The sequence below is a fragment of the Leuconostoc gelidum subsp. gelidum KCTC 3527 genome (genome assembly GCF_000166715.1).
Lineage (GTDB): Bacteria > Bacillota > Bacilli > Lactobacillales > Lactobacillaceae > Leuconostoc > Leuconostoc gelidum.
In genome coordinates this window covers 1-19,219 of the sequence record NZ_AEMI01000003.1, presented here as the reverse complement: position 1 = coordinate 19,219, position 19,219 = coordinate 1, and the positions used below count along the sequence as shown (strand labels likewise).

Annotated in this window: 21 protein-coding genes; 19 read left to right on the top strand and 2 right to left on the bottom strand. The window is 36.8% G+C overall.

Annotation, left to right across the window (positions count from 1 at the left end; all coding sequences use genetic code 11):
• Positions 1-374: 374 nt before the first annotated feature.
• The 12 genes from EUI_RS0101020 to EUI_RS0100965 all read left to right on the top strand — a co-directional run bounded on the left by EUI_RS0101020 (position 375) and on the right by EUI_RS0100965 (position 10,241).
• On the top strand, positions 375-908 hold the full coding sequence (locus EUI_RS0101020) for an rRNA large subunit pseudouridine synthase E (RefSeq protein WP_010015467.1): 534 nt from the start codon (positions 375-377) through the stop codon (positions 906-908).
• Positions 909-983: 75 nt separating this feature from the next.
• Complete coding sequence (locus EUI_RS0101015) at positions 984-1,700, top strand: YebC/PmpR family DNA-binding transcriptional regulator (RefSeq protein WP_010015466.1); 717 nt, start codon at positions 984-986, stop codon at positions 1,698-1,700.
• 94 nt (positions 1,701-1,794) lie between these two features.
• The gene (locus tag EUI_RS0101010) at positions 1,795-3,813 is read left to right on the top strand and encodes a DUF1430 domain-containing protein (RefSeq protein WP_010015465.1); all 2,019 of its coding nucleotides are present in this window, start codon (positions 1,795-1,797) and stop codon (positions 3,811-3,813) included.
• A 1-nt stretch (position 3,814) separates the two neighbouring features.
• Complete coding sequence (locus EUI_RS0101005) at positions 3,815-4,438, top strand: putative bacteriocin export ABC transporter (RefSeq protein WP_010015463.1); 624 nt, start codon at positions 3,815-3,817, stop codon at positions 4,436-4,438.
• Between the two features lie 11 nt (positions 4,439-4,449).
• The gene (locus tag EUI_RS0101000; protein ID WP_224156799.1) at positions 4,450-4,632 is read left to right on the top strand and encodes a hypothetical protein; all 183 of its coding nucleotides are present in this window, start codon (positions 4,450-4,452) and stop codon (positions 4,630-4,632) included.
• Positions 4,633-4,834: 202 nt separating this feature from the next.
• Complete coding sequence (rpmH, locus tag EUI_RS0100995; RefSeq protein WP_002816117.1) at positions 4,835-4,969, top strand: 50S ribosomal protein L34; 135 nt, start codon at positions 4,835-4,837, stop codon at positions 4,967-4,969.
• A 144-nt stretch (positions 4,970-5,113) separates the two neighbouring features.
• Positions 5,114-5,464, top strand: a complete 351-nt coding sequence (gene rnpA / locus EUI_RS0100990; RefSeq protein WP_010015461.1) for a ribonuclease P protein component — start codon at positions 5,114-5,116, stop codon at positions 5,462-5,464.
• Positions 5,461-6,300 carry a YidC/Oxa1 family membrane protein insertase gene (locus EUI_RS0100985; RefSeq protein ID WP_010015460.1) on the top strand — a complete coding sequence of 280 codons (840 nt, stop codon included), beginning with the start codon at positions 5,461-5,463 and terminating at the stop codon, positions 6,298-6,300. The genes rnpA and EUI_RS0100985 overlap by 4 nt, the downstream gene beginning before the upstream one ends.
• A gap of 172 nt (positions 6,301-6,472) precedes the next feature.
• Positions 6,473-8,149 (top strand): glycerophosphodiester phosphodiesterase family protein, encoded by a 1,677-nt coding sequence (locus EUI_RS0100980; protein WP_010015459.1) that lies wholly within the window; start codon positions 6,473-6,475, stop codon positions 8,147-8,149.
• A gap of 134 nt (positions 8,150-8,283) precedes the next feature.
• Positions 8,284-8,742, top strand: coding sequence for a GNAT family N-acetyltransferase (locus EUI_RS0100975; protein ID WP_010015458.1), 459 nt, complete (start codon positions 8,284-8,286; stop codon positions 8,740-8,742).
• On the top strand, positions 8,726-9,649 hold the full coding sequence (locus EUI_RS0100970) for a magnesium transporter CorA family protein (protein ID WP_010015456.1): 924 nt from the start codon (positions 8,726-8,728) through the stop codon (positions 9,647-9,649). Before EUI_RS0100975 ends, EUI_RS0100970 begins: the two co-directional genes overlap by 17 nt.
• 19 nt (positions 9,650-9,668) lie before the next feature.
• Positions 9,669-10,241 carry a xanthine phosphoribosyltransferase gene (locus EUI_RS0100965; RefSeq protein WP_010015455.1) on the top strand — a complete coding sequence of 191 codons (573 nt, stop codon included), beginning with the start codon at positions 9,669-9,671 and terminating at the stop codon, positions 10,239-10,241.
• Between the two features lie 90 nt (positions 10,242-10,331).
• Here EUI_RS0100965 and EUI_RS0100960 read toward each other — a convergent pair whose 3' ends face one another.
• Positions 10,332-10,877 (bottom strand): TetR/AcrR family transcriptional regulator, encoded by a 546-nt coding sequence (locus tag EUI_RS0100960; protein WP_010015453.1) that lies wholly within the window; start codon positions 10,875-10,877, stop codon positions 10,332-10,334.
• A gap of 137 nt (positions 10,878-11,014) precedes the next feature.
• Between EUI_RS0100960 and EUI_RS0100955 the strand changes: the two genes are divergently transcribed.
• The 4 genes from EUI_RS0100955 (at position 11,015) to asp3 (ending at position 15,862) form a co-directional block, all read left to right on the top strand.
• Complete coding sequence (locus EUI_RS0100955) at positions 11,015-11,650, top strand: GNAT family N-acetyltransferase (protein WP_010015452.1); 636 nt, start codon at positions 11,015-11,017, stop codon at positions 11,648-11,650.
• Positions 11,651-11,807: 157 nt separating this feature from the next.
• Entirely contained in the window at positions 11,808-13,286 is a 1,479-nt protein-coding gene (asp1, locus tag EUI_RS0100950) for an accessory Sec system protein Asp1 (protein WP_010015451.1), read from the top strand.
• Positions 13,287-14,813: an accessory Sec system protein Asp2 gene (gene asp2, locus EUI_RS0100945; RefSeq protein ID WP_010015449.1), complete on the top strand. Its 1,527-nt coding sequence runs from the start codon at positions 13,287-13,289 to the stop codon at positions 14,811-14,813.
• 5 nt (positions 14,814-14,818) lie between these two features.
• Positions 14,819-15,862: an accessory Sec system protein Asp3 gene (gene asp3, locus EUI_RS0100940; RefSeq protein WP_010015448.1), complete on the top strand. Its 1,044-nt coding sequence runs from the start codon at positions 14,819-14,821 to the stop codon at positions 15,860-15,862.
• A gap of 4 nt (positions 15,863-15,866) precedes the next feature.
• On the opposite strand, the gene EUI_RS0100935 is transcribed toward asp3, so the two are convergent.
• Positions 15,867-16,241: a PaaI family thioesterase gene (locus EUI_RS0100935; protein WP_010015447.1), complete on the bottom strand. Its 375-nt coding sequence runs from the start codon at positions 16,239-16,241 to the stop codon at positions 15,867-15,869.
• 36 nt (positions 16,242-16,277) lie between these two features.
• Here EUI_RS0100935 and menB point away from each other — a divergent pair, with 36 nt between their 5' ends.
• The 3 genes from menB to EUI_RS0100920 all read left to right on the top strand — a co-directional run bounded on the left by menB (position 16,278) and on the right by EUI_RS0100920 (position 19,209).
• Entirely contained in the window at positions 16,278-17,111 is an 834-nt protein-coding gene (menB, locus tag EUI_RS0100930; protein ID WP_010015446.1) for a 1,4-dihydroxy-2-naphthoyl-CoA synthase, read from the top strand.
• A 104-nt stretch (positions 17,112-17,215) separates the two neighbouring features.
• Positions 17,216-18,016, top strand: coding sequence for a carbon-nitrogen family hydrolase (locus tag EUI_RS0100925; RefSeq protein WP_010015445.1), 801 nt, complete (start codon positions 17,216-17,218; stop codon positions 18,014-18,016).
• An 8-nt stretch (positions 18,017-18,024) separates the two neighbouring features.
• Complete coding sequence (locus tag EUI_RS0100920) at positions 18,025-19,209, top strand: pyridoxal phosphate-dependent aminotransferase (protein ID WP_010015443.1); 1,185 nt, start codon at positions 18,025-18,027, stop codon at positions 19,207-19,209.
• Positions 19,210-19,219: the final 10 nt, after the last annotated feature.

The window sequence follows — 19,219 nt, the reverse complement described above, 5'->3', positions numbered from 1 at the left end:
TAAGAAATAGAGTTTTCCACAGGAGAGTGATAATTTTAGAGAATATCAACAGTTGTGGACAAAATAAAAAAAGGTTTGTGGATATAAGAACGAACATCTGTGCGAGTTATCCACAAACGAACAAGTTTATGAACATTCAAAAGTGGGTAAGGACAATATTTGAGGTTTGTTATAAACATTATCCACAATTTAGCAATAACAAGCTGTGGATATGTGGATAACTTGTGAACAGGCCTGTGCTTAATGTTTCTATAAACGCAGTTACTGCACAGCCTTGTGTCTTGTTTTGGATAAGATTGTGAATAGTAAAGAAAAGGTTAAGGGCTTTAATACTTACCAGCTTTTATAGGCTTATCTTTGTTATACTTAAGGTTATGATTATACTATTTAACAAACCTTATAATGTTTTAACTAAATTCACGGATCCTGATGGTAGATCAACCTTGGCTGACTATATTGATATCCCGCGTGTCTATGCTGCTGGTCGATTAGACATGGACAGTGAAGGCTTATTGCTTTTAACAGATAGCGGTAAACTTAATCATGATTTAACTGATCCTGAAAATAAAGCCTATAAAACCTATGTTGTTCAAGTTGAGGGTATACCAACTAAAGCACAGTTGAAAGCACTAGAACAGGGTATTGAATTAAAAGATGGGATGACATTGCCAGCAAAAGTTAAACGTATCCCGTATCCAAAATGGTTGTGGGAAAGAGAAAAGCCAATTCGCGTACGTCAAAATCAACCTACCAGTTTTCTGCAAATTAAGATTAAAGAGGGGCGAAATCGTCAAGTTCGTCGTATGACTGCAGCAGTTGGTATACCCACGTTACGATTAATTCGAACACACATTGATGCCTACAATATTGGTGATCTAAAACCTGGTATGTATCGTGTCATAAAATAAACTTATTTTTTGGTGCAAAGTGTTTTGAAACCGTTATAATGATAAAAGAAATAAAATATTAAATGAGGTGAGAGCATGGGACGTAAGTGGGAAAACATTAAAATGAAAAAGGCGCAGACAGACGGTGCTGCAGCCAAAGTTAATAGTAAGTATGGGATAGAAATTTATGTTGCTGCCAAGCAGGGGGGTAGTATTGACCCAGAAGCAAATTCAAATTTAAAGTTTGTCATTGATCGTGCCAAGCAAGCGCAAGTACCAAAACATGTCATTGAACGCGCACTTGAGAAGGTAAGTGGTTCTGGTGATGAGACATTTATTGAAGGTCGTTATGAAGGATTTGGTCCTAATGGTTCATTAATTATCGTTGATACATTAACATCAAACGTTAACCGTACAGCGACAAACGTACGGACTGAATTTAATAAAAACGGTGGTACATATGGCGCAGCTGGATCAGTGAGTTATTTGTTTGATGAAACAGGCGTCATTGTTTTTGAAGGAAATGATGCAGATGGCATTTTAGAAACACTATTAGATGCTGACGTGAATGTTCGTGATGCAGAACAACAAGATGACCAAATTGTTGTGTATACTGAACCAAGTGACTTACATAAAGCCATTGAAGTGCTGCGTCAAAGTGGCGTGTCAGAATTTTCAACGACAGAGATATCAATGTTACCACAAGCAGAAATGGCGCTTGAAGGGGATGACTTAGCAACATTTGAAAAATTGATTGATGTCCTTGAATCAGATGAAGATGTCCAAACAGTCCATCATAACGTTGCATTGTAATAAATAGACAAACAAAATACGTGAGCACCTAATTTTTTAGATGCTCACGTATTTCTGTCTGTCAATGAAAAACCTGATTGGGGAAGGTTAAGTTATGTACAAAAAGCTTAAACAAGTATTTATATTTATTGCAATTATTTTGATTACAATCATTAGTGTACGTTTTGTCAAAACTTACCAGAGTGAGATGTTCGGTGGGAACCGAGAAGTCATTGCAGTTAATCAAGCCACATTGAATTTACAAGATGAATTGCAAAAAATTGCTAAAGCAAAACAGGTACTCATTGCCAAGCAAATTGTGGTGACGCCTAAAAACAAAACTGGTCAACTAATTAATACATATCAAAAAATTGGCACTGGTCAATTACCTAAAAATTTACCAGAGCAAACCCATACGGCGTTGATAAAAAAAAGTCCGGATACAGTGGTTTATGTCATTATCGGAAAAAATTTGTCAGCAGAACAATTAGTTAATTTACTCAACAAAACAGGTAATAATACCCAAGTTTTTAAAACAAATCAACAGCTGATTGTTTTAAAACAATTGGTACTTGTACCACAAACACTACTAGCCATTATTGTGCTGATATTTAGCTTTATTGCTTTGTTACTGGCTGATTATATTGCTGCCTTTAAAAAAATTGGTATTTTAAGATTAGCAGGGGAGCGTACAAGCCACTTTGTGTGGAAAAATACATATCATGATCTTGTCACTGTATTAATGACTGTAGGCGTTACAATGGTTGGCGCGATGGCATATTTGAGTTGGCAATCATTAGTTATGCCTATTTTTATTGAAATTTTATTAGTGAGCGTAGGATTCTTTATTGCTTTAATTGTTCTAGCGATTGCTTTCGTGGCAAGTACCTTCTCGGTATTAATGACAAGGCAACCAATTAATTTACTGATTAAAGGAAAAATGCCAATTCGTGGGTTCACAGCTGTCATTGTGACGCTACAACTACTGACAATCTTAGCGGCTATCTATGCGGTTTCTACAGTCGCTACTGCACAGCAAAGTGTGACACAGGTGAAGCAAGGGCAACAAGAATGGCGAAAGAATAGTCAATATTATGGTCTGACTGCCATTCAAGGTGAAGCAAGCGGGAAAGATTGGCAAGGTTTTTATCAAGCGTTACTTCGGGATCCAAATAATCTATTGATTGCGAATAATTTTGATTCTATATATGCATCAGAATACGGGACGAATGGGAAAGCGGCCATAAAAAATACCAATGGTTATTTACCAACTGCGTTTGCTGATGAAAATATGCTCTTTGTATCGCAAAGCTTTTTGAAAAAAGCGCATATTCAGATTTCGTCAACTTTGAATCAGCGACTAGCAGATTTGAAACAAGGTCAATATGGCTTGTTGATACCAGAAAGTCAAAAACAGAAACAAAATCAGCTAACTAGCATTTGGGGGAACTATTTTCAGCCGTCAAAAGTAGATATTAAGGCGGGCAATGGTATTAAAATGCAACAATTATCTGGTCTTTATCATCCCACTAACACTAATATCTTTGCTTATCCGGTCTATAGTGCTGGGGGTGTCCAATCTTCTAATCAAATCTATGCACAGAACCCAATCATCGTGGTATTTGGCAGTCAGACATTTGATGAAAAGCATATTGGTCGATTGAATCAATACATTTATCAGACTTTAATCACTAATGTTAGTCGGACAAAACAGTTAGTGAAAAAATATCATCTCGAATTAAGCATTGGTGCGTTTGCAAATGGTTACGAAGAGGCTAATCAGCGACTACATACGATGCAAACAAAGCAAACATTTTTGATTGGTAGCACAATTGTTGCTATTATCAGTTTAATTCTGTTAACTTATGTTTTGAATGTGATTTATTTTTATCAAAATCGTCGTAAATTTGTGATTGAACGTCTTGCGGGGATGAAGGCACAACAAATTCATGCGACTTACTTAAAAGTCATTGTTGCTAGCTCAGGATTATTGGTACTTTTAGTTTGGCTCATGCATTTGCCATTGGTTAGCTTTTTGGTACCTGTTATTTATCTATTACTTAGTGGTTTGATTTTTGTATGGCAGGCTAATCAAGCTAAAGAACAACAAGTTCAGTATTTGAAAGGGGAGTAAGATGATTGAATTAAAAAATATCCATAAACAATTCGATGAGAAAGTGATCTTAGATGATTTTTCATACCAGTTTGAAAATGGCCAGTCGTATGCATTGACAGGCATGTCAGGCAGTGGCAAAACAACATTACTTAATATGATTGGCAAGATAGAGAAGCCAGACACTGGTGACGTGCTGATCGATCAGAAGCAGTTGCGCAAGATTCCAGAACAAGTTTATTTTCAAAACTATGCTGGTTATCTGTTTCAAAATTATGGTCTCATTGATAATGAAACGATTGAACAAAATTTAACTTTGGCATTTGTAGGTAAACGTATCAAAAAGGCTGAGCAAAAGTCGCAGATGCTGGCCGCACTCAAACAAGTAAATTTGACCTTAGATCTGTCTCGGAAAGTGTATTCACTATCAGGTGGTGAAGCGCAACGTGTGGCGATTGCTAAAATTATTTTAAAAAAACCGATGATTATCTTGGCCGACGAACCAACAGCGGCATTGGATGAAAAGAATGGGCAAGAAGTTGTTGACTTGATGAAACAGTTAGTTACAGATGATACAATTTTAATTGTGGCAACACATAACCCAATGGTTTGGGAACAATTAAATCAACGCGTGAAACTTGATTGAGTAGGGAGAAAATGATGAAATTTGGATTATTTAGTATTGGATTGCAAGTTTTCGTAGCCTTGGTATCTATTTTTACTATGATGACACAAACGTATTTGCGGCAACCAGTAAAATTATTTTTGTGGCTGTTTCTATTTATCGCAGTGATTTCAATTATCATTGATGTGATTAATTTGAAAAAAAAGAATGTGTGAGCGGATCGCACCGCGACATTTATTGACTAACTATTGTCCTTCATCATGATAAGGGGTACAATGTTAGTATTGCATTTACTAAAAAAATTTTTAGACATAAAAACAGATGAATTTCCTTGCTTACGTAGTTGATTCATGTTATGATTAAAATCGAATTGCAAAGTTTTTGCAGGTAAAAAATCGCGAATGGAGGTGAACACACATGAAGCGTACATACCAACCAAAGAAGCGTCATCGTGAACGCGTACACGGATTCCGTAAGCGCATGAGCACAAGCAACGGTCGTAAAGTTTTGGCTCGCCGTCGTGCAAAGGGCCGCAAGGTTCTATCAGCCTAACAAGGTCGCTGCTATGCAGTGGCTTTTTTATTTAATAAAAGACGATATAATAGACAAGGTTACTATAAAGTATCAAGGTATTATGTGACTGAATAACAGGTGACCAACACCAACATATCAAATCCTCAAGAGAGACTAAATCAAATGAGAAAAACTTTTCGAATTAAAAAACCAACCGACTTTCAACTTGTTTTTAATAAACATCGGTCGGTTGCCAATAAATATTTTATTGTGTATCAGTTAGGTAAAAGCGATCAGAAGCATTTTCGACTAGGAATTTCTGTTAGTAAAAAAGTTGGTAAAGCGCATGATCGTGTTTGGGTAAAGCGTCGTATTCGCCAAAGTATTTTGGAATTAAAACCACAATTGCCTAACGAACTTGATATATTGGTGATTGCACGACCAGCAGTGGCAAAGCAAAGTCAAAAATTCATCAAAGAACAAATCGTGCATGTGCTGAAATTAGCTAATATCCTGAAAGTGGAAGAAGAATGAAACGTTTTACAAATATTTTAAAAAAAATCGGTCCGTTACCGCTTATTCTGGCTGTCATCGCGTTAATTATTATCATTATTGCTGGTACGAGCTTTAGCGGTCATGTGGCCTCACATAGCTTATGGAGTGCCGTGGTTGCGGCGTTCACCTCTGCTATATTAGGGGCTTCGGCATGGTTTGGTAATAACTATGGGATGGGAATCATTGTTTTTACAATTTTAATTCGTTTTTTGATCTTGCCATTAATGGTTTATCAAATTCAATCAATGATGAAGATGCAAATTGTACAACCAGCGCTTAAGGCATTGCAGTCTAAGTACCCAGGGAAAGACACTGAAAGTCGTCAATTGATGATGGCTGAACAGCAAGCCCTGTATAAGGATGCTGGCGTAAATCCGTTTGCATCAATGTTACCTCTAGTTGTGCAAATGCCAGTATTGATTGCGTTGTACCAATCAATTTATAACTCACAAGTTTTGAGATCAGGTAAATTTTTATGGCTTCAATTAGGAAATAATGATCCTTACTATATTTTGCCAATATTAGCAGCACTTTTCACATTTGCTTCATCGTGGTTATCAACGCAAGCCACACCAGAGCAAAACGGGATGACCAAGGCAATGCCGTATATTTTCCCAGTCGTGATTTTTTTCTCTGCAATTGCTGTACCAAGTGCGTTATCATTGTACTGGGTAGTAGGAAACTTGTTTCAAACCATTCAAACATTTTTCTTACAAAATCCCTTTAAAATACGACGTCAACGTGAATTAGAATCGCAAAAAGAGCGTGATATGAAGCGTAAAATTAAAAAAGCAAAGCGTAGTACCAAACGTTAATGTATTATTAAAAAAGCAAAGCGTAGTACCAAACGTTAATGTATTCTTGCTGTGTTGCCGGTCAGGCAACACAGCTTTTTTATTGTTTAAAAGTACCAAACAAAAAAGATTGAAAAACGGCGGTATAATGTTATTCTGAAATAAGAAATATAAAGATAATGGAGATTTTAAGATGGGGAAGCAGAGAGTAAGTAAATATCAGTTTTCAGTTATTTTGGTTGTGGTATTATTTTTATTTAATTACTTGTCATCACAGATTATTGACACAATTCAATCTTATCAGCCAAGTGCATATAGCATTGCAACTGGAAGTGTAGGAAAATTATTAACCTATCTGAGTAATAATTGGCTGACCTACGGGCTGACGTTAATTGGTTATTTTTTTGTTTGGATGATGCTAATAGTAATTGTTGTTACAAGCATGTTGTTGACATGGGGACTAGCAAGTAAGCAACATTTTTTGATTGGCTTAAAATCGTTACAAATTCATCTCGCTGTTTTTGTTATGGTGCTGTTATTTATACCTTTAAATCAAGTTGGTTTTAAATTTCCAATTGCTTATTACCTCACAATTCCAAAGACATTTATTGATCCCATTATGACGCCGATTATGTGGGTCATAATTGGTTTTGTTAATATTGGGTTATTATTGCTGGCGTATCGATTAAGATTGGTACCTTATTTTGCGATAACAACACGTAAAAGTTTGAAAATTAATTTGACACATAGTTGGCAACAAACAAAGTTTCAAACCGGACAGTTTTTTTTAACAATTGGGAAGTATGCGTTATTAACAATTATTGTTGTCGGTGGTTTTTTTTGGTTACAACGATTGTTTGATCAAGTCCTAAATACTGGCTTTAATCGTAGCGTGGTAAATATTTTGATTGCGATTGCGATTGGTTATTTTTACTTTGTTACAAGCCAAGTATTGTTACTTTTCATCACTAAAGATCAACAAATTGCTCATACGCGATTACAAGATAGAAAATTATATTTGAGAATAACGCAAGTTATTGTCATTGTCTTAGTTGGTGCAGTCAGTAGTTTACTTTCAGGTAAATTTGTTAGTCAACCCATTAAAAACTATGTTGTGATTGCACACAAAGGCGTGTCATCAGAAAGTGATGCTTCGAATACGATTATCAGTCTAAATAAGGTTTCTAAAACAAAACCGGACTATGTAGAAATAGATATTCAAGCAACAAGTGATGGCGTTTATGTTTTAAGTCATGATGCTAAAATTAAAGCTGAAAATGGTAAAACTTATCAAATTAATGAGACACCTTGGCATATTTTAAAAAAATTACATTACGAAGAGAATGGAAAAATCATCACTGCAACACCATTTGTTACGTATATTAAACGCGCAAATCAATTAAATCAGAAATTGCTTGTTGAATTAAAAATCAATACAACCATTACGACAACACAGCTCGTTCATTTTCAAAAAAAGTATGGGAAGTACCTAACAGAAAATCGTGCACAATTGCAGTCAATGAATCAAAATGCAATTAAGCGGTTGGCAAAATACTCTGATAGACCAATAGGCTTACTGTCGCCAGTTGTTAATAGTATTAATGATGCAAAGTTTAATACGTTTTATGCTATGGAATATTCCAATGTGAATACTAATATTGCACGTCAAGTGATTAAAAAACATAAAACATTGTACGTGTGGACCTTAAATAAGGAAGCAGATATCAATAGTAATTACGCGTTAGGTGTTCAAGGATATATTACAGATTACCCAAAAGAAACACGTGAATTTTTGCAGAAATTATCACGACACGCAGTCTATGCTGATGCAATGTGGTATATTGTGATGCTACAAAAGACGGCTGTTTAGTACTGGTTTTTAGTCATACGGTAAAACTGGTATAATATAGTCTGATATGTTGAAATGATGGCGATGCCACCGTATTAAAAAAGCAAGATTTGATAATTTGTGACGTTAAGAGAGCGAGGGGAAAGAAAACATTAATGACTAAGCAGAAAAATGCTTCGCGAAATAACAACTTAATTCTGCGTGCAATGCAATCAGAAGACTCTGATGCACTTGCGCGCATTTATTTGGATACGCGTGTCACTAATTTTCCTTGGGTTAAGTCACCAAAACTATCTGATTTTGATTTAGCTATCTTGGGTGAAAAAATAACAGTTGCTGTATTTGATCATGAGGTTGTCGGCTTCTCATCGTTATCAGAATGGGATAGCTTTTTACATTTATTATTTATCAAAGAAGGTTGGCAACGACAAGGCATTGGTGCTGTGTTATTAAAAAAGGCACGTGAGATGGTCAAAGAACCACTTGAATTAAAAGTAGTAACTGCTAATATCAGCGCGCAACGCTTCTACGAACGTGAAGGGTTTAAAGTGGTTGCGCATTCAATTTTATCAAATCCAATGAATGTGACGTATAGAGATGATCGAAACAGTTAGAAAATTTAATAACTTTACTTGGTACCACGTGTCCAATTTAACGACAGAGGACAATCAAATATTAGTGAGCGAACATCAACTCACAAATGAAATTATTGGGTATGCTGTTGATCACAACGAGGCGGTACGCATGGAGTATGACAATGCAGCTGATGAATCCTTGATGGTAATTGATGTTATTTCATATCACGAAAGTGCTGTTGAAACACGGCCCATCGGTATTTTGTTTGCGCATGGCGATTTATATACGTTTTCGCATTCAGTGACAGATTATATCCAAGCTGTTTTATTAGATCCTAAAAATCGACAAAAACGTGGGAATGATAATGAAATTAGTGCGATAGATTTTGTAATGACAGGATTGTATTCACTAATGACACGGTATGTGACTCAACTAACAGAAGTCAATCGTAATCGTCGTGTGATTCAAGCACAATTGGGACACCATAAACGCACCACAAAGCAAATGAATGATTTATTACGATTACAAACGCAAACAATCTATATTCAAAATTCGCTGGCGAACAATCATGTGATGCTTGATGCGTTTAAACAAGATTTTAAAACAAAAATTGCACATTTTGAAGTGGAGCATATTGATGATGTACGTGTTGAAGTTGGGCAAGCCGAACACATGGCAGATTTAGCTATGGCTGTCATTACTTCAGTCTCAGATGCCTACGGTAACTTAAGTAATCGTGATTTGAACTGGACAATGAAAGTGCTAACAGTTTATTCAATTGTATTAACAGTGCCTACAATTGTCAGTGGTTTTTATGGGGAAAATGTCAAGTGGTTACCATTTGCAGCATCACAAGATGGTTGGTGGATATCGATTGTTATAACACTGATTTTAATGGCGGCGGTTAGCTTAGTACTAGCATTGAGTGGCTTTTTCAGAAGATAAAATAACAAAAAGGAATATTATGAAATTATTAGAGGATCGTATCCGTCGAGATGGGCGTATCTTGGGGACAGAAGTATTAAAAGTTGATAGCTTTTTAAATCATCAAATTGATCCTGAATTGATGGCGGCTATTGGTAAAGAATTTGCACGATTGTTTGCGGATAAAAAGATTGATAAAATATTAACCGTGGAGTCCTCAGGTATTGCACCTGCTGTTTTTACTGGACTGTCATTACATGTGCCAGTGGTATTTGCACGGAAAAATAAATCATTGACGCTGCCAGATGATGTTTGGACAGCAGATGTCTATTCTTTTACAAAAGAGATAACTAACCATATTATGATTGATCATCGTTTTTTGGCGGCGGGTGAAAGCATTCTATTGATTGATGATTTTTTGGCTAATGGACAAGCAATTGAAGGATTACTATCGATTACACAACAAGCTGAAGCAGAGGTTGTTGGTGTTGGCATTGTTATTGAAAAAACATTTCAAAAAGGTCGACAACTGCTAGATGGACTTGGCGTAGAAGTTGAAAGTTTAGCGCGTATTACATCATTTGATGAGGGCAAAGTATCTTTTTTATCCTAAAGTTGATGTTCCACGTGGAACAGCGTAAAAAAAAAGAGGTGTCATTCTAGCAGTAAAACATATTGCTAAAATGATGCCTCTTTTAATTGTTTAGAATTTAAGTAGTAAGTTATAAATATTTTGATACAGTTCTTCAGCGGTAATAGGCAACTCATGTGAAATGAAGTCAATAATCAAACCCATGATGCCTGAAACAATAAAATTAATTTCAATTTTATCAGGAATATTATCAGATAGATCTGTTTCAAGAGTTAGTGCTTTTTGGATAAATGTTTTTTTAATTTTTTTAAAGACAATTGTGCCAACCTGTTGCTGATTTAGCAACGCATCAACAGTTGTCTGATGCGTTGCAATATAAGTAACGAGTTGATAGCTCAATGTTTTAAAACTACTATAATTTTCTGTTGTTGTCGGGTAGGTTGTGTTAAAAATGGCGGTCATGTCTGCTATTAATTCAGTAACAATTTGATCATGTAGGTCGTACACGTCGTGATAATGTAAATAAAAAGTGCCACGATTAATGTCAGCGAGTTTAGAAATACGAGACACGGTAATTTTGTCAATTGGGTTTTCTGAGAGTAAGTGAATGAAAACTTCTTTAATACCTAATTGTGTTTTATTTTGTCTACGATCCATGGTGTTATTTCCTCAATAAAAGCTAATCTGTTGCTTAATCAACAGATATGGAATATGTGTTTATTGTAACATCTTCTTTCAGTCGATAGACTATATAGTAAGCTTGTAATTAAATATGAATATTAAAAGGAGCTCTTATGAATTTTAGACACGCAGTTATGCCAGAAATAAAACAGTTATCAGAACTCACTGCTACAGCATTTAATGATTATGCATTGTACCAAAAAACAATTAGACAGACTTTTCGTCATGAAGCTGCCTATCAGCAATTTATTCAAAGACTGCATGATGTTCATATAGCGACAAACGTGCATCAACAAAAGGTATTCATAGTGGAAGAGAAAAATAAAATTTTGTCAATTGTTATTTTAGAGGCCGACACATTACCAAAAACTACCCTTTGGCAATATATAAAAAATGGTGGTTTAAAAATGTTGCCTTATTTCTTTCATAATAATTTAGCACAATTTTTGGCAGTGCTTGATGAAGCAGAAAAATTGCCACAAAAGCAGTCACAAGCCAATTGGCACGTGAACTTATTAGCAGTTAACCCTGACAATCAAGGACAACACATTGGGTCACGCACATTAACAGATTTTGTTATACCTTATGTTAAGTCAAAAGGGGCACAGAGCTTATCACTTATTACTAATACACAACACAACGTCACTTTTTATCAAAAAAATAATTTTAAAATAACGGATGAACGTACACTTAATTTTAAAGGGCAGCAAGTTAAAAATTGGTCTCTTGTGCAAATGTTGGCAGATTAAAAAAGGGTATAAGCTTTTCTGAGTTAATACCTGCAAAAATGACGCTCGAAATTGGTATAATGGAATTAATGATTATAATAAACTAGGATATGCATTGATACTATGCTATTAATCCAATAATACATGCATGAGAGTGCCAGTACATAAGAGGTAAAATATGAATTTGCACATTATTCCAGATTGGCACGCACACAGTTTGACTTTACCAGAGTTTAACGATTCAGTTCATCAAACACAGCTTTTTTTGTCACAAGGTCAGACTGTTGAACTTATATTAGTGGATTACTTACCTAAATTACGCCAAATTTTATCAGACAAAGAAATTGAAGGTGCTGAAACTTGGTCAGTCTATGACTTATTGCAACAAATTTCATTAAAAGATGCCAAACCATTAGCCTTATCTGATTTTTCTTGGCCTGAAAATAGCCAATTTGTTTACATGACTGATTGTATTAATATTCAAGTTTCAGGGAAACATTTTGCTACAATAGGCCTTGAATATCCGACATGGACACGCTTTGAAAAAGTTGATTTGTGGACAGATGACGTACGGACACAAGAGCTTTTGATTGATGATCGTGGTTTTATATCTCGCGTGACGACATTTGATGATAACAAAACTGTTTTACGTCGAGACTATTTGACACCCGGCGGAAACGTTGCGGTCCAAGAAGACTGTACAACAGGACTTGTAACGACACAACAAACATGGACCACACAGACAACATTTACGAATATGGCTGAACTCGTTGCAGCAGCGTTAACGTATCATTTGCAAACGGTACCAGAAAACGAGTATCTTATTTTTGCACAAAGTCAGAGGATTAATTTTTTCATTGACAAAGTGGCACCGAAGCAACCAACCATTCTAAGTTATCAAGCTAAGCGCACAAATGAACAGCTTGCCAAAAATCTTTTGTTACAAATTTCTGATACGACAAATTTTTCTGTGACGGATACAGGAGAACAATACGGCAAGATGCTAACACAGCTGGAGAATGCAGAAACGCTGGCCATTATTCCACCATACATTGCGACTCAGCAAGTTAATCGTTCCGCAATGCAGCCTTTTTCGACTATTTATTGGCAAGCAGCAACAATAACGCCAACTGCCTTTGATGCAGTGAGTGCAGTTCTAGCAAACCATCCCAATATTTTGGTCTTGATTGAAACGGCGCAATCGCATGCGACGTTTGATGCACTGATTGAAAAAAATAGCCAGACAGCAGCTAACGCACACGGTATCGTGGATAGTGATAGCCAAATGGCCTATCAAACACGTTTCCAATTTTTGACACCTCAAAGTGAAGTGCAGCGCACACGTTACATGGCTAATACACGTGTCTTGTTGGATCTCAATAAGATGCCAGATCAATTTTTACAAACTCAAGCAATTAGTTTTGGCGTACCACAAATCAATATCATACCAACTGATTATGTGATACCAAATAAAAATGGTCAAGTATTATTAGATGATTCAAAACTCATTGACGCTCTGAATTTTTATCTTGATGATAAGCATCATTTGGCAGAGACGCAAGAAACGACTCATCAAATGGTTGCAGATTTTAATGACGACATGGTTTGGATTAAATGGCAACAAATTTTTAATAAAATTAAGCAAAGGAATGTATAAATGGCAGATATTTCAGTGCTTCAAATTGGGGCCGATGATTGGACAACGAATATCGATGCAACAGCTATCGACTGGCAGTATACGACAATTCTTGATTTACCCACACGGCTAGCGTTGCAAAAAGATCCATATGTTTTAGAACAAACTTACGTTGTGTTGACTGATGATACGTTGTCAAGTACATTGCTCTCAAGCCAAATCAGTGCGTGGCCTGCACTACGAACAATATACTTTGCAAAAAACATCACACCGGCATTCCAAGAAGCTTTGGATGAACGGCGCGCTTTTTGTATACAAAATACGACGCCGGAGGCAGTTCAGAAACGTATTCAAGAGGATTTTCATTTTGATCAAATAGGATTTTCAACACGTTTTAGTGAACAACAATTTATACCAATGCCACCTACAGGCATACATTTTAAACGAGAAGGACGTTTTTCGGCACAATTTAGTGGTGATTTTGGTACAACGTGGCAACAAATTGGGACGTTGAATACATTTGTTGGGGACTTGATGCCAAATGTGGAAAACATGATTTGGTTGGATTATGAGCAGACAGAAACTGTGGCTGTCCAGTTACAATTTGTTTTTTACAAAGATAATCACATACAAACAGTTCAGACGATCACTGGTGATGAGTTGCGACAGCAACATCCAGTTGGCGGGATAGATGATTATCAAGATTATCAAGTCTTAATTTTTGCCAAAGGGACAGGGAAGTTAGATCTTCATGTGTTACATCAACGGCGCTCGCGACACGGATTGGGAACCTTGTTACCAGGGGATGAGTGGCAAATGACCGATGAGCATGAAGAAGTGTTGAGTTATTTTAACCCTGGGGACCGTCAGTCACCACTAATTGTTAATTTTTCTGGTATTCGGTTACATGTAGATGGCTTCGAAATGCGGGGGCCATTTAATGAACTTGGGACCCCGTACCTACTTTTTTCAGATGTTAGAATGCAAGGCGGGGCTTTTCATATTGGATCAGAAATGTATGAACAAAAAGTCGTTGAAATCATTAAAAAAGCCATGAAGACGCTTCATTTAGAACCCAAAGATGTCATTTTAACAGGCTATTCAATGGGCAGCTTTCCAGCAATGTACTATGCAGCTGATATTAAGCCACACGCCATCGTTGTTGCTAAACCACTGATTAGTTTAGGCACATTGACAGGAAAGGCTGAGTTTCCTAGAGAAGTGAACCAAGATTGGACGTTAGATGTGCGGCGCTTTTTAGCAGGACGGATGCATCCAGATGATACGGACATGTTAGATAACATTTTGTGGCGGCATATTGAAAATGTCGATTGGTCCAAAATAGCGGTTGCGTTATTTACACTCAAACAAGATGAGTATGATGGCCAAAGTTTGCCACAATTACTATCATTTTTTGAAGAGAACAAGACACAATTAATACAGACACAAGAAGAGGGGACACATACGGCCAAAATTTCCGAAATGATAGCATTTATGAAAACACATCTGGCGAAATTAAAAGATAGTATGCGCAAGGAGGATCGGTAATCGTTATGCAATATCAGATATATTGGACACCACAAACACAATTATTTGAATTACAAGGGGCGACAATCGATTTTCGATCATTAAATGATGTGTATTATGAACATTATTTTTTGCCAAGTGGGCGTGTGATCGCTACTTGGCGCTCTAACCATCATTTTCAACGCGAAAAAAAGGTCTCAGATTTACCGCAACTGTTACGTGGTGTCACCTATACAATTGAACGAAGCATTGATAATAGTGAGCGTATGTTTGCCTATTTGGTTGTCACGTTCTATGATGAACAATATCAAAAATTAGCAACGAATAGTCAAAATGCCGATAAAATAACAGTGACAGTGCCAGAACATTATGCCTTTTATACCATTGATTTGGTGTCTGCTGGTAATGGACATTTTGTCTTTCATGACTTTGTTATTCGCCAACAAAAAAACGGTGTGCTGCGAGATAATGACTTGACGGTAGCGCCTAAATTATACGCTTATCTTCAAGTACCAGAAAAAATAACGACGAAGACCTTGCGCGTTGTTTTTTCGGAACCTGAAACAATGATGACTGATTACATGACAGACTGGATAAATGAAACGCAACAAGCTGTACAGTACCTAACGAGTAGTGATATTGATGCTGGCTTTTATCGTAATCACGAGCCGGCTTTGATAGCGACTGTTAAGGATGCACGTAAACAGGTGCATGCAAACAAGATTGAATTTGTAGGGTATGGTCCGATATCAAGTTATGCAGCATTGTATTATCAGCAACAAATTAAAGGGAGTTTGGCAATTATTAGTGAGGATGTTAATCTTTCACCAAGTTCTGAATTGAAAATTGTACGTACAGTTGATAACGTACAATATCTGGGGAATCCTATTGTGGCAAATCATCAGGTTGCGCTAGTTATCCCACATCCTACATACGAACGTTTGGGTATGTTGAGTTATGAGACGCCAACACCAAAAGAGTTACAGCGGCAACAGGCATATGATGCTGCCCATCCTAAAAAGAGTACGTTATCAAAGTTTTTTACAAAAAATAAAAATAACACGCATTAACGTGTTATTTTTTTAAAATTTGGTTTTTAATTGTAACTGTACTCGTACTTGTGAGCATATCTGTACTTTTTTCATGGATAGACACAGACCAAACTTGTAATGAATGACCGATGTTTACAGGTGTGGCAGTTGCGACTAAAATACCTTGCGTAACTGCTTTTAAATGACTGGTGTGGATAGACACACCAACTGGCACAAGATTGTCAGGGAGGCATTCGTTGGCACCAAGTGATGCAGCGGTTTCAGCAAGTAACGCGTTAATACCACCGTGAACAATACCATATGGCTGCATGAGCTTTTCACTGACGCGCACTTCAACAATTGTTTTTTCTGCCGATAATAAAGTGGTTTTTAACCCTAAAAGTTCTATAATATTCATAAGAACAAAATCCCCTTTCTGAATGGAGTATAACATATGACAACTTGGAACACCGTAAAAGTCTATAAAGAAATTTTATTTGAAACAAATACTGATGGTAAAAATCCCGGTAAGATTGTTAAGATCACGATGAATGATATTGCAACACATAATGCCTTTACACCTGGCATGGTGTCTGAAATGATTGATGCGTTCACCATTGCACGTGATGATGCCAAAATTGGTGTCATTATTATGACGGGTGCCGGGGATCAAGCCTTTTCATCAGGGGGCAATCAGAAAGTTCGTGGTAATGGTGGTTATGTTGGTATTGATGGCATACCACGATTAAATGTGTTAGATTTACAACGGTTAATGAGAATTATACCCAAACCAATTATTGCAATGGTAAAAGGTTGGTCTGTTGGTGGGGGGAATGTTTTACAATTGGTAGCCGATTTGACTATAGCTGCTGACAATGCCAAATTTGGTCAAACTGGACCTATGGTTGGCTCCTTTGATGCAGGCTATGGATCCGGATATCTTGCCCGGGTTATTGGACACAAGCGTGCTAAGGAAGTGTGGTTTTTAAACCACTTCTATACTGCTGATGAAGCCTATCAAATGAACTGGATTAATAAAGTTGTACCATTGGCTGACGTAGAAGCTGCCACAATTGAATGGTCGGATGAATTATTAACGAAGTCTCCAACGGCGTTAAGATTTATCAAAGCAGCTATGAATGCAGACACAGATGGTTTGGCCGGTTTGCAACAGTTTGCTGGGGATGCAACGATGCTTTATTACACATCAGATGAGGCTAAAGAAGGTCGTGATTCATTCAAAGAAAAGCGAGATCCTAATTTTGATCAATTTCCTAAATTCCCTTAAAACACCAGTTAGGTGTTTTTTTATTATCAAATAATGAGCTTAAAATGATATAAATTTGACAAAAACAATAAAAAAATGCACAATAACAGATAAGAGGATTGGCTATGGAACTTAAAATTGCGATAGCACAAATTGATATTGCATTAGGAAATTCTAAACATAATAAACATAATCAGCAAACAGTAGCCTATTATGCCGAAAAAGCCGCTGAGGTTAATGCTGATGTATTAGTGTACCCAGAAATGTGGAATACAGGGTACGCATTGACTGAGCTAACTAATTTGGCCGATATTAATGGCCAAGACAGTCAGGCGTTACTTAGCAAATTAGCGAAGAAATATCATCTTAATATCGTCGGTGGTTCTGTAGCAACACAACAGAACCATAAATTTTATAACACGATGTTTGTTTTTGATGCATCAGGCCAAAAGGTTTCTGAATATAATAAATTACATCTTTTTGGCTTAATGAATGAGGGAAAATATATGTCTGCTGGCAGCACGGTAAATACTTTTGACTTAGCAGGTATTAAATCGGCGGCGGCAATTTGCTATGATATTCGTTTTCCAGAATGGTTGCGTACTATGATGTCGATTGGACCCCAAGAAATTTTGTATGTGGTTGCTGAATGGCCTATTCAGCGCATTGAACAATGGCAAATCATGTTACAGGCACGTGCAATTGAAAATCAGACTTTTGTCGTTGCAGCCAATCGCGTTGGTCGAGATAAAAATAATGTGTTTGGTGGTCGCTCGCTGATCATTGACCCTTTGGGTCGCGTTGTGCAGCAGGCAGGGGATACACAAGAAACATTGTTAATTAGTACTATTGATACTGATGATGAGAAAATGGTTCGCGGTCAAATACCGGTTTTTGATGATCGACGACCGGAGTTATATTATTAGGAGAGATTATGCAATTTGAAGAGTCAAATTTACTAAAAACACTGCCTAAGCAGTTTTTTGCATCACTTGTTGCCAAAGTAAATGCTAAAATTGCAGCAGGTGCAGATGTTATTAATTTAGGACAAGGGAATCCAGACTTGCCAACACCTGATTATATTGTTAAGGCTATGCAAGACGCGACAGCTAAAGCTGCTGATCATAAATATTCATTATTTCGTGGCGAATTACGATTTAAAGAAGCTATTGCTCAGTTTTACTTAACTGAATATGGTGTGACCATTGATCCTAAAACAGAAGTGGCTATTTTGGCGGGTAGTAAAATTGGCTTAGTTGAGCTGCCGTGGGCACTTATGAATCCTGGAGATACGCTCTTGTTACCCGATCCAGGTTATCCAGATTATTTGTCTGGTGCCGCTTTAGGTCGTGTTAATTACGAAACAGTGCCACTTAAACGTGAAAATGATTTTCTAATAGACTATTCAGCAATTCCAGTGGCTACAGCAAAAGAAGCTAAGTTTCTTTACATGAATTATCCTAATAATCCAACAGGTGCTATTGCCACATCTAAGTTTTATGAACAAACAGTTGCATTTGCGAACCATAATACTGTTGGCATTGTTTCAGATTTTGCCTATGGCGCAATTGGTTTTGATGGTCACAAGCCACTTTCATTTTTGCAAACGCCAGGGTCTAAAGATGTTGGTATTGAAACCTATACGCTTTCGAAAACATTTAACATGGCAGGCTGGCGTGTTGGTTTTGCAGTTGGAAATGCAGATATGATCGAAGCGATTAATCTCATTCAAGACCATCTTTTTGTCTCAATATTTCCAGCAATACAAGATGCAGCAGTTGAAGCATTAAGTAATACAGATGCACGTCAAAATGCTGTTAAGTCATTACAGGAAACGTACGAAAGTCGACGAAATGCTTTTATTTCGGCTGTGCGCAAATTCAATTGGGAACCTTATGTGTCTAAGGGTGCTTTTTATGTACTAATGCCGGTCCCAAAGGGCTATACTTCAGCTTCATTTGCTGATTTGTTGTTAACAGAGGCTAATGTGGCTGTAGCAGATGCGTCTGGGTTTGGAAATGAAGGTGAAGGTTATATCCGTGTGGGATTAACAATTGAAGAAGAGCGCTTAGTGGAAGCCGCAAAAAGAATTGGTCAGTTAGCAGTTTTCAAGGCATAAAAAGAATATT

What these genes read in the sequence shown, in the direction of transcription:
- rnpA (WP_010015461.1), top strand. Translation starts at nt 5,114, where the DNA reads ATGAGAAAAACTTTTCGAATTAAAAAACCAACCGACTTTCAACTTGTT.
- EUI_RS0100965 (WP_010015455.1), top strand. Translation starts at nt 9,669, where the DNA reads ATGAAATTATTAGAGGATCGTATCCGTCGAGATGGGCGTATCTTGGGG.
- rpmH (WP_002816117.1), top strand. Translation starts at nt 4,835, where the DNA reads ATGAAGCGTACATACCAACCAAAGAAGCGTCATCGTGAACGCGTACAC.
- EUI_RS0100955 (WP_010015452.1), top strand. Translation starts at nt 11,015, where the DNA reads ATGAATTTTAGACACGCAGTTATGCCAGAAATAAAACAGTTATCAGAA.
- EUI_RS0101020 (WP_010015467.1), top strand. Translation starts at nt 375, where the DNA reads ATGATTATACTATTTAACAAACCTTATAATGTTTTAACTAAATTCACG.
- EUI_RS0101010 (WP_010015465.1), top strand. Translation starts at nt 1,795, where the DNA reads ATGTACAAAAAGCTTAAACAAGTATTTATATTTATTGCAATTATTTTG.
- menB (WP_010015446.1), top strand. Translation starts at nt 16,278, where the DNA reads ATGACAACTTGGAACACCGTAAAAGTCTATAAAGAAATTTTATTTGAA.
- asp2 (WP_010015449.1), top strand. Translation starts at nt 13,287, where the DNA reads ATGGCAGATATTTCAGTGCTTCAAATTGGGGCCGATGATTGGACAACG.
- EUI_RS0101000 (WP_224156799.1), top strand. Translation starts at nt 4,450, where the DNA reads ATGATGAAATTTGGATTATTTAGTATTGGATTGCAAGTTTTCGTAGCC.
- EUI_RS0101005 (WP_010015463.1), top strand. Translation starts at nt 3,815, where the DNA reads ATGATTGAATTAAAAAATATCCATAAACAATTCGATGAGAAAGTGATC.
- EUI_RS0100985 (WP_010015460.1), top strand. Translation starts at nt 5,461, where the DNA reads ATGAAACGTTTTACAAATATTTTAAAAAAAATCGGTCCGTTACCGCTT.
- EUI_RS0100975 (WP_010015458.1), top strand. Translation starts at nt 8,284, where the DNA reads ATGACTAAGCAGAAAAATGCTTCGCGAAATAACAACTTAATTCTGCGT.
- EUI_RS0100960 (WP_010015453.1), bottom strand. Translation starts at nt 10,877, where the DNA reads ATGGATCGTAGACAAAATAAAACACAATTAGGTATTAAAGAAGTTTTC.
- EUI_RS0100925 (WP_010015445.1), top strand. Translation starts at nt 17,216, where the DNA reads ATGGAACTTAAAATTGCGATAGCACAAATTGATATTGCATTAGGAAAT.
- EUI_RS0100920 (WP_010015443.1), top strand. Translation starts at nt 18,025, where the DNA reads ATGCAATTTGAAGAGTCAAATTTACTAAAAACACTGCCTAAGCAGTTT.
- asp3 (WP_010015448.1), top strand. Translation starts at nt 14,819, where the DNA reads ATGCAATATCAGATATATTGGACACCACAAACACAATTATTTGAATTA.
- EUI_RS0101015 (WP_010015466.1), top strand. Translation starts at nt 984, where the DNA reads ATGGGACGTAAGTGGGAAAACATTAAAATGAAAAAGGCGCAGACAGAC.
- EUI_RS0100980 (WP_010015459.1), top strand. Translation starts at nt 6,473, where the DNA reads ATGGGGAAGCAGAGAGTAAGTAAATATCAGTTTTCAGTTATTTTGGTT.
- EUI_RS0100970 (WP_010015456.1), top strand. Translation starts at nt 8,726, where the DNA reads ATGATCGAAACAGTTAGAAAATTTAATAACTTTACTTGGTACCACGTG.
- EUI_RS0100935 (WP_010015447.1), bottom strand. Translation starts at nt 16,241, where the DNA reads ATGAATATTATAGAACTTTTAGGGTTAAAAACCACTTTATTATCGGCA.
- asp1 (WP_010015451.1), top strand. Translation starts at nt 11,808, where the DNA reads ATGAATTTGCACATTATTCCAGATTGGCACGCACACAGTTTGACTTTA.